This is a genomic window from Paraburkholderia sediminicola, assembly GCF_046026675.1.
Taxonomy (GTDB): Bacteria; Pseudomonadota; Gammaproteobacteria; order Burkholderiales; family Burkholderiaceae; genus Paraburkholderia; species Paraburkholderia sediminicola_F.
Map to the genome: position 1 here is coordinate 3631001 of NZ_JAQQEY010000002.1, position 12920 is coordinate 3643920.

Sequence of the window (12920 nt, forward strand, 5' to 3'; positions counted from 1 at the left end):
ATGACCTCAGTCAACCGGCCCCGCGGCGTCTACTCGCCCGTGGTCACGCCGTTCACAAAGGATCTTCTCCCCGATCACGACCGCTATGTCCGTCACTGCCGATGGCTTATCGAACAGGATGTCGGACTCGCTGTTTTCGGCACCAACTCGGAAGCGAATTCGCTCGCCGTCAGCGAAAAAATGAAGCTGCTCGAAACGTTGGTTGGCGCAGACATTCCGGTCGATCGGTTGATGCCAGGCACCGGCTGCTCGGCACTCACGGACACAGTCGAACTGACACGCCATGCGCTTTCGCTGGGGGTGAACAATGTGCTGACGCTACCGCCGTTCTTCTACAAGGGCGTCAGCGACGAAGGCTTGTTCCGCACCTATGCGGAGATCGTCGAGCGCGTGGGTTCCGACGCACTGCGCATTTATCTGTATCACATCCCGCCCGTGTCCCAGGTGCCGCTCAGCCTCGCGCTCATCGAGCGGCTGCTCGCTGCTTTCCCGGGCGTGATCGCCGGCGTGAAGGACAGTTCGGGCGACTGGAGCAACACGCAGGCCATGCTCGAGCGCTTCCAGCCGCAAGGCTTTGACGTGTTCGCCGGCAACGAAAACTTCCTGCTGGCTACCATGCGTGCGGGCGGTGTCGGCTGTATCACGGCAACCGGAAACGTCAATCCGGCGGCTATTGTGGAGCTGTATCGTCACTGGCAATCGGCCGACGCCGACGCCCGTCAGGCGGCACTGGACGCCACGCGTGCGGTGTTCGCCAAGTTCCCGATGATCTCCGCGCTCAAGGCAGCGATCGGCGTGTATTCGAACGATCCCGACTGGGGCATCGTACGTCCTCCTCTCGTCGAACTGACGCCAGTGCAGTGCGATGCGCTCGCCACCGCACTCCGCGAAATCGACTTCTCGATGCCGGGAGTCGAAGTCCCCGCCTGATGCCCTGAAGAAGCAAGGCCGCCGGTTGCATACGCACCCGGCGGCCTTGTCTCGCTATTCACTGCTTCGGTTTCACGCCCAATCGTCCAGCGCGTATTCGTTCAGCGCGGCTTCATCGAAGTCGAAGCCGAGGCCTGGACGAGTCGGCACGGTCAGCTTGCCGTCTGCGAACGACAGTTGCGTATCCACTAGTCGACGGAAATTCAGCACCTGATCGTCAGGAAAAAATTCGACATAGCGTGCATTGGTCGTCGATGCCACCAGGTGAACGTGCAGATCGTGGAACCAGTGCGGGCACATCGTCACACCCACGGCCGCGGCCGACGCCGCAATCCGCCGCCATTCGCTGATCCCGCCGCATACCGCCGCGTCCGACTGAAGGATCAGGGCCGCGCGCTTGTCGAGCAGTTCCTGATGGCGCCAGCGCCCTGCTTCTATCTCACCGGTCGCAACGGTCACCGGTGTGCGCCGGCTCAGTTGCGCATGGCTTTCGATGTCGTCCGGACTGAACGGCTCCTCTATCCAGTACGGGTTGAACGGCTCGTACCGACGCATGTATTCGAGCGCGGTCGGAACGTCGGACCAGGCGTTGTTGGCATCGAGCATCAGCAGCACGTCGTCGCCGATCGCTTCGCGGGCCGCCCTGATCCGCGCTTCCTCGCCGCGCGGATCGAGCCGCCCAACTTTCATCTTCACGGCGCGAAACCCCAGCGCCACGTAGCCCGCCATCTCCTCGCCGAGGTGCTCGGGGGTTTTGCCTTCGAGGTAGTAACCGCCGCTGGCGTAGGCCGGCACGGTGGTACTGCATGTGCCGCCAAGATAGCGGCTCAACGGCAGGCCCGCAGCGCGTGCATTCCGATCCCACAAGGCGATATCGAGGATGGACAGCGCCCGCATGACCGAGCCGGCGCGCCCTTGCAGCAGCGACTCGTCGTACATGGCGCACCACGAGCCTTCGACATCGAGCGCGGAGCGCCCGCGCAACAGCGGCGCGAACAATTCGCGCACGGCATACGTGACCAGCATGCCGGCGCGGTTGCCGCTGTAGCAAAAGCCGATGCCGTAGTGGTCATCGGCTGTCGTGACGCGTACGACCGTGTAGTCGCGCGCAGTGACAAGACGGGTCGAGAATGCAGTGTGGCGGTCAAGCGGCACGCGGATGGTGCGCGCCTCCACCGAAACGATCCGCGAACGTGTCTGATATTCGGTTTGCTCCGGTTCAACGATGACGTGTTTCATAGCAGTAGATCGACTCGAAGAAGATAACGAGGCTCACGGGACCGATCGTGCGGTCGCACGCACGATCGCAGGCGGGTGGCTCCGGATGAAAAACAGCATGGCCAGCACACCGGCAAAATCAATCAACGATCCGAACAGAAAAGCGCTGTGATAACCGCCGAAATACTGGATCAGAAAGCCGGTCAGAGCGGGGCCTATGATTCCGGAGAGGTTGCTCAGAAAATGGATGAAACCACCTACGCCGCCCTGACGACGCAATGGAACGATCTCGTGCTGGATCGCCCAGATCGACTGGCATGACGCAGTCAGAAACAGCAGCGCGCCGGCGATCAGCGCGACCGCCGCCGGCAGCGTGCTGGCCGATGTGATGCTCGCTACCGCCACACCCGAAAGTGCAAGCGGCAAGGTTGCAACGATCTTGCGGGCCTTGACCGGATCATCCATGCGCTTGTAGATAAAGTCGCCCGCAAGGCCGCCGCCGAAGTAGCCGATCGCGCCGCAGATCCACGGGATCGACGTGATCACGCTCATCTGGCGTAATCCTAGATGCATCTCGCTGGTGAGGTAACTGGGCAGCCACGAGATAAACACGTACTGCGTGTAGTTGACGGCAAACAGGCCCGCACCCAGCGCAAGCGTGCTCGGACGGCGCAGGTAGGAAGCGAGGGTCGTGCCGTCGTCTTCGACGTTGCGCACTTCCGCGGCCTCGCGGCTTTCGTCGATCAGCCGCGTCTCGTGCGTCCCGACGCGGTGGTTCTGAGAGGGCTTGTCCGTCACCAGAATGCGCCAGCACACAAGCCACAAGAAACCGAGCACCCCGATCGCCACAAACGACGCGCGCCAGCCGAACATCACGGCCGTCAGGCCAACTACCGGTCCCGCAATCGCGTTGCCGAGCGTCTGTCCCGAGAACGTGAAGCCGATCATCGTGGCCGTTTCGTGGCGGGGGAACCAGTTGGAAATAGTGCGATTGGTGTTCGAACTCATCGGTCCTTCACCAATGCCGAAGAACACCCGGCACACCAGCAGCGAAACGAATCCCGTGGCGGCGGCAGTCAGCCCACAGAATAGCGACCAGATTCCCATGGCCCACGAGAAAACGCGCATCGTTCCAAACCTGTCGGAGAAATAGCCGCCGAGGAACGAAAAAATCGAGTAGCCAATAAAGAAGCTGCTAAACACGATTCCCAATTGCGAGGGAGACAAGTCGAGCGTCTTGCCGACGATCGGTGCCACAATGCCGAGCGCCGCGCGATCCATATAGTTGATCGCGCCTGCTGCGAACAGCAGGCCGGCAACGACGTAACGGTATTTGCCATTCATGGCACGGATTCCTTACGTGGCAGGACGGATCGGCTTATGCGGCGGTGGTAGGTGTTCCGGCTGTCTCGCCTGCGGCGCGCCGGCCGATGACCAGCAGCATGGCCAGCACGCCGACCAGATCGACTGCCGCGCCGAGCATGAAGCCACTGCTGTAACCGCCTAAGTACTGGACCGCCAAACCCATCATGGTCGGACCGACGATGCCCGAAATGTTGCTCATCAGGTGAACGAAGCCGCTTACGCCCCCGAGATGCCTGCCTGGCACAAGCTCGTGCATGATGGCCCAGCACGCTTGCGACGAAGCCGTCAGGAACAGCACGGCGAACGCGACAAGCAGGACTGCGGGCGTCACGGAATCGACCATGCTGACGCCCACCAGGGCGAGACCCGACAGCGCCAGCGGTACGATCGCCGAGACCTTCCGCGCCAGCAGCTTGTTGCTCATGCGCTTAAAATACGCGTCCGCGAGCAGGCCGCCGCCGAAGTATCCGATCCCGCCGCATGCCCATGGCACTGCGCTCAGAATGCTCATGTGCTTCATGTCCAGATGCAGCGCGTTGGTGAAATAGCTCGGCATCCACGAGATGAACACGAACAGCGTGTAGTTCACCGCGAAAAGTCCGACGCCAAGCGCGAGCGTGCTCGGCCGAAACAGGTAGCTGCGCAGCGGCGTGCTTTCGTCGCCGCCTTCTGCCGGATGTGCCGCGCTACGGCTCGCTTCGACCATCTCGCGTTCCGCTTCGCCAACCCGCGCGCTTTGCGCCGGTTTGTCGGTCGCGAATATGCGCCAGGCGACGATCCACGCCAGTCCGAGCGCGGCGATAATCACAAACGACGTGCGCCAGCCGTACGCAATGGCAATCAGTCCGACCACCGGCCCAGCGATCGCACTGCCTACCGTCTGGCCCGAAAACGTAAAGCCGACCATGGTTGCGGTTTCATGCCGGGGAAACCAGTTGGTAATGGTCCGGTTGGTCGTCGAATTCATCGGACCTTCTCCGAAGCCGAACAGCGCCCGGGAAACCAGCAGCGTGCCAAATCCAGTTGCGGCCGCAGTGAGCCCGCAGAGAATGGACCACGTCCCCATCGCCCAGGAGAAAACCCGGCGCGGCCCGTACTTATCGGCGAGTTGCCCACCGACGAATGCGAAGATGGAATAGCCCAAGAAAAAACTGCTGAACACCACGCCGAGTTGCGACGGTGAAAGACTCAGCTCCTTGTTCAGGATAGGCGCGACCACGCCAAGCGCCGCGCGGTCCATGTAGTTGATCGCGCCCGCAACAAACAAAAGCAACGCGACAACGTAACGATACTTCCCAGTCTTCATGTTGCCTCTATTCCATGTAATTAAGGATGCCGAACATTATTATCTGGCACTTCTCTCGAGTGCCATGGAGGTACTACCTGTTGACAAGCCTCGCGGGAAGCTGCGTCAAGATGAGACATGCGGAGACGATCAGCGATCCCGCAATCAGGAACAGGCTCGAATCAAGTGAATGCGTGACCGTCTTCAGCCACCCGACAAGCGTGGGGCTTACGAATCCTGCGAGATTGCCCGTCGAATTGATCAATGCAATGCCGGCGGCCGCACCGGTGCCGCCGAGAAAAGACGTTGGCAAGGCCCAGAACATCGGTAAGGCCGTAATGACGCCCGAAGCGGCAAGCGTCAGCCCAAGCAATGCAATATACGTATTGCTGCCCGCGTAGGCGCACATCACGAAACCCGCCGCCGCCACGCATTGCGGCAACACGACGTGCCAGCGGCGTTCACGCGTGCGGTCCGCATGGCGGCCGACCACAATCATCGAAATCAAGGCGGCAAGATAAGGCACGACGGTGAGCAGTCCGATGGTGAAGGCGTCCGTGATTCCGGAACTCTTTATGATGGTTGGCTGCCAGAAGCCAACGGCATAGGAGCCCATCACGATACCGAACAGAATCGCGCACAAGGTCCAGACTTTGAGCGACGTGAAGACCTCGCGCACGGAACCGTGGCTTTTGGTGCGTTCTTCCGCATCGATTTCCGACGCAATGAAGTCGCGATCCTGCATCGGCAGCCACTTTGCGTCCTTCACCCGGTCGTCGAGGAACCAGAAAATGGCGGCCGCCAGGATCAGCGCGGGGATGGCTTCCAGAATGAACAGCCACTGCCAGCCGGCAAGCCCCGCGTTCCCCGCCAGGCGCTGCATGATGAAGCCCGATATCGGGCCGCCGACAATACCCGCCACCGGATTGCCAGCCATCAGGAAAGCGATCATCTTGCCGCGCCGATGCGATGGAAACCAGTAGGTGAGATACAGCACCAACCCCGGGAAAAAGCCTGCTTCGGCCACGCCCAGAAAGAAACGCAATACGTAGAACATCGTGGGCGTGGTGACCCACGCGGTCGCGGCCGAGAGCACGGCCCACGTGAGCATGATCCGGGCGATCCAGCGGCGCGCGCCGAGCCGATGCAGAAGCAAATTGCTCGGTACCTCGAAAAAGAAATACCCGACGAAAAAGATGCCGGCGCCGAAGCCGTACATCGCCTCGCTGAAGCTCAGATCGCTGAGCATCTGGAGCTTGGCGAAGCCCACGTTGACCCGATCCAGATAGGCCACCACGTAGCAGACAAACAGCAAGGGCATGAAGCGCCAGGTCACTCGCGTGTAGATCGAGTTGCTTACCGCGCTGTCAGGTATTTGTATTGCCGTGGTTTGGGTACTCAAGGGCTGTCTCCGCTACTTTGTCCGACTATCTACAGGGCGACGGTTTTACTTATGGGTGTAAATGACCGTTCGCCCTCGCGATGCGCTGAGCCGCTGCGGACTCAACTCATGATGCCGATCTGCCACGGCACAAATTCGTGATCGCCTAGCCCGAGCATTTCGCTTTTGGTGCGCTCGCCAGACGCGGCTGCAAGAATAGCGTCGAAGATTTTTTGGCCCGTGCTCTGGATCGACGCAACGCCATCCAGGATCCCGCCGCAGTTCAGATCCATGTCTTCGGTCAGACGGGTGTACATAGGCGTGTTGGTGGCGAGCTTCAGCGATGGCACGGGCTTGGCGCCGAACATCGAACCGCGCCCTGTCGTGAAGGCAATGAGATTCGCGCCGCCTGCAATCTGACCCGTCGCGGAGACAGGGTCGAAACCGGGCGTGTCCATGAAAACGAGTCCAGGTTGCTTCACCAGCTCGGCGTATCGATACACTTCCATCAGCGGGCCGGTACCGCCTTTCATCGCTGATCCAATCGACTTTTCGAAGATGTTCGCCAGTCCGCCCACCTGATTGCCCGGGCTGACCTGGCCGTTGATCTGAACGTCTCGACCGACCGAATACTCGTCTTTCCACCAGCGGATCCGCTCAACGAGCTTCTCGCCGACTTCGCGGCTGACCGCACGCCGCGTGAGGGTATGTTCCACGCCGTAGATTTCGGGTGTTTCGGAGAGGATGGCCGTGCCGCCATGACGAACCAGCAAGTCCATCGCCGCGCCAAGCGCAGGATTGGCGGTGATCGACGAAAAGCCGTCCGAGCCGCCGCATTGCAGACCTATCTTCAGGCGGCTTGCCGGAACCGTCGTGCGCTTCACGCGATTGGCGTCGGGTAGCAGCGCCTTTACCGCAGCCACGCCGGCCTCGATGGTCCGGCGGGTGCCGCCGTTCTCCTGCATGATGAACGTGTGCAGCCGCGAATCAGCCTTCAGACCCTCCTGATCCATCAGTCCAGCCAACTGGTTGCGCTCGCATCCCAGCCCGACAATCAGCGCTGCGGCGAGATTGGGATGGCGCGCGTAACCCGCCATCGTCCGACGCAACAGCGCCATTGGCTCGCCGCTCATTTCCATGCCGCAACCGATCGAGTGCGTAAATGCGACCACGCCGTCTACGTTGGGGTAATCCGCCAGCCGTTCCGGCGTGAACCATTCGGCGATCCTGTGTGCGACCGTGGCCGAACAATTGACCGTCGACAACACGCCGATGTAGTTGCGCGTGGCAACCTCGCCGTTATCGCGCACGATGCCCTGGAACGTGGCGCGCCCGGCTTCGGGCACCATCTCGACGGGGCGGTAGTCCGCGCCGAATGCGTAGTCCCGGTCGAACTCGCGGAACTCGACGTTATGGCTATGGACCATCGTGCCCGGGGCAATATCCGTCGCGGCGAAACCGATCACCACGTTGTATTTGCGAACCGGCTCACCTTTTTTGATGGGCCTCGCCGCGATCTTATAACCCGCGGCCACCTGGCTACGGCAAACAAAATCTTCCGCCGGAATCGGCGTACCGATTGCGACGTCGATACGCGCAATTACCACATTGTCAGCGGGATGCAACCGGATCACGGGGCCGGTTACGTCCTTGCTCGTCATCTCAGACATCAGGCATTGCCCTTCTAAAAATTTGCACCGGACGATCAAACGGGGCGCGAACTGAGTAATCGCTTTCTTACATAACCGCTACGGTCGATGTACAGCTGCTCGAAACTCAAGAATTTCAGGCATCTTATGGCACTTCAGTTTTGAATTCAAGAGAAAGCGCTTACTCATTTCCCTTTATACTACCGGTCGTGCCGCCGCAGAGGCGGAATTGCCGGGTACCCGAACTGGAGACTGAGATGTGGCAACAAGCTGAGCGATACCCCGACCCCCGGGTGATTTCGCTAGACCCTTCCTTCGATAAATACCGCGTGGCCTTTTCGGCTGTCGAACGGCTGGCTACAGGCTACCGGTGGACCGAAGGTCCGGTTTGGTTCGGCGATGGACGCTACCTGCTCTGGAGCGACATTCCGAACAACCAGATGCTGAAATGGGAGGAGGAAACGGGCGTGGTCAGCGTGTTCCGGAAACCTTCCAACTACGCAAACGGCAACACCCGTGACCGGCAGGGACGGCTCGTTACGTGCGAGCACGGCCGCCGCGTCACACGCACGGAATACGACGGCAGCATCACCGTCCTTCTCGATTCCTTTGAAGGCAAATCACTTAATTCCCCCAACGATCTGATAGTGAAATCGGACGGGTCCATCTGGTTCACCGATCCGCCGATGGGCATTTCCGGACACTACGAAGGAATCAAGGCGGAACAGGAACTCCCGCACTCCGTATATCGGATCGACGGCGTGACGGGCGAAGCGTCCGTCGTCACGCGCGACCTGAAAGGGCCAAACGGCCTGTGCTTTTCACCCGACGAGAAGCTGCTCTACATCATCGAATCGCGCGGCGTGCCCAACCGGATGATTCACGTCTATGAAATGGACGCGGACGGTCGCGGGATCGGTAAAGGGCGGATGTTCTACGACGCCGGAGTCGGCACGATCGACGGAATGCGCGCGGACATCGACGGCAATTTGTGGTGCGGCTGGGGCATGGGCAATGACGAACTCGATGGCGTCATGGTCATTTCGCCACAAGGAAAGATGATTGGCCGGATCGCCCTGCCCGAGCGCTGCGCGAATTTGTGTTTTGGCGGACGCGCACGTAACCGGCTGTTCATGGCGTCGTCGCAGTCCATTTATGCGGTCCACGTCAACACGCAGGGCGCCCTGGGTGGCTAACCCGGTTCGCCGTGCACCGTATCCCGGTCACCGGCATGCGCCGGTGGCGACACTTCACTTAGAAACACAGACTTGATAACCCTGACATGCAAAGCAAACCCGTATTGACCGTTGTAGAAGCTACGCGAATCCTCGAAGCCGCGCGCGCGGAAGCAGAGAAAAACCAGTGGGCAGTCGCCATTGCGGTTGCGGATGACGGAGGCCACCTGCTGGCCCTCCTCCGACTCGATGGCTGTGCGCCGATCGGCGCTTACATCGCGACCGAAAAGGCGCGTACCTCAGCGCTCGGCCGACGTGAATCGAAGCAGTACGAAGACATGATCAACGGTGGCCGGACCGCATTCCTGAGCGCGCCGCTGGCCGGCGCACTGGAAGGCGGCGTCCCGGTCGTGGTCGACGGGCACATTGTGGGCGCAGTCGGCGTGTCCGGGGTCAAGCCGGATCAGGATTCGCAAGTGGCCAGAACCGCAGCAAACAGCCTCAACGGCTGATTGATACATTGGAAATGTTGGAGCACATGATGGGTGAAATGATCGAGCGAAACGGGCTGCGTGTTGCGGCTGTTCTGAGTAAATTTGTCGACGATGAAGCGTTGCGCGGGACCGGCATCGACAGCGAGGTGTTCTGGAAAGGCTTCGATGCCCTCGTCCACGACCTCGCGCCGAAGAACCGCGCGTTGCTCGCAGAACGCGATCGTCTGCAGACGGAGCTGGACCAGTGGCACCGCGCAAATCCGGGGCCGGTGCGCGATCTGAAGGCATACCGCGCATTTCTCGAAGACATCGGCTATATCGTGCCGGCGAGCGCAGCCGTGAAAGCGACGACTGAGAACGTCGATACCGAAATCGCCGAACAGGCCGGACCGCAACTCGTCGTGCCGCTCTCGAACCAGCGCTACGCGCTCAACGCCGCGAATGCGCGCTGGGGCAGCCTGTACGACGCGCTCTATGGCACCGACGCTATCCCCGAAACCGACGGCGCGGTGCGCACCGCTTACTTCAACGTAGTCCGCGGTGCACGCGTGATCGCGCGCGCCCGTGCCTTCCTCGACGAAGCCGCGCCGCTCGCCAACAGCTCGCACGTCGACGCCATCGCGTACCGCGTGGAATGCGGCAAGCTCGCCGTCACGCTCAAGAACGGCTCGTCGGCATTGAAGGTTCCCGCACAGTTCATCGGCTATCAGGGCGACGCTGGCTCCCCTTCCGCCGTCCTGCTTAAGCACCACGGCCTGCACTTCGAGATCCAGATCGACGCAACGGACCCGATCGGCAAGACCGACGCAGCGCGCGTGAAAGACGTGCTGATGGAAGCGGCCGTCTCGACGATTATCGACTGCGAAGACTCGGTTGCCGCTGTCGACGCCGCCGACAAGGTCCAGCTTTACCGCAACTGGACCGGCCTCGCGAAAGGCGAACTGACCGAGCAAGTCACGAAGAACGGCAAGACTTTCACGCGCAGCCTGAACGCCGATCGCACCTACACCGCGCCGGATGGCTCGACCGTGAAGCTGCATGGCCGCTCATTGCTGTTCGTTCGCAACGTGGGGCATTTGATGACGAACCCGGCGATCGTCGATCGCGACGGTCATGAGATTCCCGAAGGCATCCTGGATGCCGTGATGACATCGCTGGGCGCGATGCACGACCTGCAAAACAAGCTCAATTCGCGAACCGGTTCGATTTACATCGTCAAGCCGAAGATGCACGGCCCGGCCGAAGTCGCGTTCGCCAATGAACTGTTCGGCCGTGTCGAAGATCTGCTGGGGCTGCCGCGCCATACCATCAAGATGGGCATCATGGACGAGGAGCGCCGCACGAGCGTCAACCTGCCGGCGTGCATTGCGGCGGCATCGGCGCGCGTGGCGTTCATCAATACCGGCTTCCTGGATCGCACCGGCGACGAGATGCACAGCGTCATGGAAGCGGGTCCGATGATGCGCAAGGGCGATATGAAATCGTCGGCGTGGATCGCGGCTTACGAGCGTAGTAACGTGCTGGCCGGCCTAAGCTCGGGATTGCGCGGACGCGCGCAGATCGGCAAGGGCATGTGGGCGATGCCCGACCTGATGCACGCGATGCTCGAACAGAAGATCGCGCATCCGAAAGCGGGCGCGAACACGGCTTGGGTGCCGTCGCCGACTGCCGCGACGCTGCACGCGCTGCACTACCATCAGGTTGACGTTCAGGCCGTGCAGCAGGAGCTGGAAACGACGGGCTACGACAGCGTACGCGATGAACTGCTCGATGGCTTGCTGACGATTCCTGTCGTCGAAAAGGCGCAGTGGTCGGAGGAGGAAATCCGCGAGGAAATCGAGAACAACGCGCAAGGGATTCTGGGTTACGTGGTGCGCTGGATCGATCAGGGCGTCGGATGCTCGAAGGTGCCGGATATTCACGATATCGGTCTGATGGAAGACCGCGCGACGCTGCGCATTTCGAGCCAGCACATTGCGAACTGGCTGCATCACGGGGTGGTGTCGGAGGCGCTGGTGAACGAAACGTTCAAGCGCATGGCGAAAGTGGTGGATTCGCAGAACGCCAACGACCCACAGTACCAGCCAATGACCGGTCACCTGGACACATCGCTCGCGTTCAAAGCGGCGAAGGCGTTGGTTTTTGAAGGGCGCTCGCAGCCTGGCGGGTATACGGAGCCATTGCTGCACAAGTTCCGACTTGGCGCGAAGGGTTAGGCGCAGATCGCAGTCGAAACCGCGGGACGATTCCAGCCTGCATTGCGGGCCACCGCCGTCGTCCCGCGCGTCCATGCGTTTGGCGACTGGCGGCCATGGTTCGTCTTTCCACAAGGCGCCGCGCCGTGTGCCGCCGGTCTAGGTGCTGCGAGGACGCCCCGTTGTACCGCGCACGATCAGGTCGGTCGGCACGATGTACTGCGAACTGACGGGCCGCCCTTCGATCCGGGCGAGCAGATACTCGGCGCTGCGCGCGCCGATTTCATCGGCTGCGAGCCGCATGGTCGTCAGCGGTGGCGACGTGAAGCTGGAAAACTCGATGTCGTTGATGCCCGCTATCGACAGGTCACCCGGCACGTCGATACCCGACTCGCGCGCTTCGGCCAGCGCGCCGATTGCAAGCAGATCGGTGCCGCAGATGACGGCCGTTGGACGCTCGGGGCCGTTCATCAGCGCCTTCATCGCCATCTGGCCTTCAATGATCTTATGCGGCATCTCGATCAGATGCTCGTGGCGCAACTGCAGCCCACGTGACTGCAGCGCCGCGCGCACACCAACGATGCGATCAGCCGCACGATCGCTGTGCTGCGTCATCTGGGTAATCATGCCGAATCGCACATGCCCGAGTTCGAGCAGATACTCGGCGAGGCGCCGGCCTACTGCGACATTGTCGAATCCGACATAGGGATGATCGTGATCGACGGTCCAGCCGTTGACGAGCGGAATCTGCTCCTTTTCGATCAGTTCATACAGCGCAGGCGAGTGGTTACGGCCTACCAGCATCAGACCGGCAATGCCGTCCGCGATCAGCGCACGCACTTGCTTCAGTTCGTCCTCCTGGTCGTAGTACGAACAGCCAAGCAGCAACGTATAGCCGGCTTCCCCAATGCGCTTTTGCAGCGCGAACACACCGATCGCGAAGTTCTGGTTTTCCAGCGACGGAATCACCGCGCCGATCGTCTTCGAGCGCTGCGACGCCAGCGCGCGTGCCGCGGCGTGCGGCGTGTAGCCGAGTGTCTGCGCGATCTCGCGTACGCGGTTCTGCAGTTCGGCCGCTACCGTCGCGTTGCCGTTCAACACACGCGAAACGGTCGCGGTCGATACACCCGCTGCGCGTGCCACGTCCAACACGGAAATTGCATTCGATTTGCGACGCGGCGCTCTTTTCTTTGTTTCTGCGGTCAACTTGCACCCTGCCCGGTGTCGA

The 12920-nt window shown here is 61.2% G+C and carries 10 protein-coding genes; 4 read left to right on the top strand and 6 right to left on the bottom strand.

Going from position 1 to position 12920, the window contains the following annotated elements; all coding sequences use genetic code 11:
• Nucleotides 1-930 carry a dihydrodipicolinate synthase family protein gene (locus PQQ86_RS36005; RefSeq protein ID WP_408278265.1) on the top strand — a complete coding sequence of 310 codons (930 nt, stop codon included), beginning with the start codon at nt 1-3 and terminating at the stop codon, nt 928-930.
• Nucleotides 931-1002: 72 nt separating this feature from the next.
• Here PQQ86_RS36005 and PQQ86_RS36010 read toward each other — a convergent pair whose 3' ends face one another.
• The 5 genes from PQQ86_RS36010 to PQQ86_RS36030 all read right to left on the bottom strand — a co-directional run bounded on the left by PQQ86_RS36010 (nt 1003) and on the right by PQQ86_RS36030 (nt 7849).
• Nucleotides 1003-2169, bottom strand: coding sequence for a mandelate racemase/muconate lactonizing enzyme family protein (locus PQQ86_RS36010; RefSeq protein WP_408278267.1), 1167 nt, complete (start codon nt 2167-2169; stop codon nt 1003-1005).
• A gap of 33 nt (nt 2170-2202) precedes the next feature.
• Nucleotides 2203-3492, bottom strand: coding sequence for an MFS transporter (locus PQQ86_RS36015; RefSeq protein ID WP_408278269.1), 1290 nt, complete (start codon nt 3490-3492; stop codon nt 2203-2205).
• Nucleotides 3493-3526: 34 nt separating this feature from the next.
• Nucleotides 3527-4819, bottom strand: a complete 1293-nt coding sequence (locus PQQ86_RS36020) for an MFS transporter (protein WP_408278272.1) — start codon at nt 4817-4819, stop codon at nt 3527-3529.
• Between the two features lie 73 nt (nt 4820-4892).
• Complete coding sequence (locus PQQ86_RS36025) at nt 4893-6200, bottom strand: MFS transporter (protein ID WP_408278274.1); 1308 nt, start codon at nt 6198-6200, stop codon at nt 4893-4895.
• A gap of 101 nt (nt 6201-6301) precedes the next feature.
• Nucleotides 6302-7849 (bottom strand): UxaA family hydrolase, encoded by a 1548-nt coding sequence (locus PQQ86_RS36030; RefSeq protein WP_408278277.1) that lies wholly within the window; start codon nt 7847-7849, stop codon nt 6302-6304.
• Between the two features lie 236 nt (nt 7850-8085).
• Here PQQ86_RS36030 and PQQ86_RS36035 point away from each other — a divergent pair, with 236 nt between their 5' ends.
• From PQQ86_RS36035 to PQQ86_RS36045, 3 genes are all read left to right on the top strand, one after another.
• Nucleotides 8086-9024 carry an SMP-30/gluconolactonase/LRE family protein gene (locus PQQ86_RS36035; protein WP_408278280.1) on the top strand — a complete coding sequence of 313 codons (939 nt, stop codon included), beginning with the start codon at nt 8086-8088 and terminating at the stop codon, nt 9022-9024.
• 86 nt (nt 9025-9110) lie between these two features.
• The gene (locus tag PQQ86_RS36040; RefSeq protein ID WP_408278283.1) at nt 9111-9515 is read left to right on the top strand and encodes a heme-binding protein; all 405 of its coding nucleotides are present in this window, start codon (nt 9111-9113) and stop codon (nt 9513-9515) included.
• Nucleotides 9516-9553: 38 nt separating this feature from the next.
• Nucleotides 9554-11713 carry a malate synthase G gene (locus PQQ86_RS36045; RefSeq protein ID WP_408278286.1) on the top strand — a complete coding sequence of 720 codons (2160 nt, stop codon included), beginning with the start codon at nt 9554-9556 and terminating at the stop codon, nt 11711-11713.
• Nucleotides 11714-11851: 138 nt separating this feature from the next.
• On the opposite strand, the gene PQQ86_RS36050 is transcribed toward PQQ86_RS36045, so the two are convergent.
• Nucleotides 11852-12844, bottom strand: a complete 993-nt coding sequence (locus tag PQQ86_RS36050; protein ID WP_408278289.1) for a LacI family DNA-binding transcriptional regulator — start codon at nt 12842-12844, stop codon at nt 11852-11854.
• Nucleotides 12845-12920: the final 76 nt, after the last annotated feature.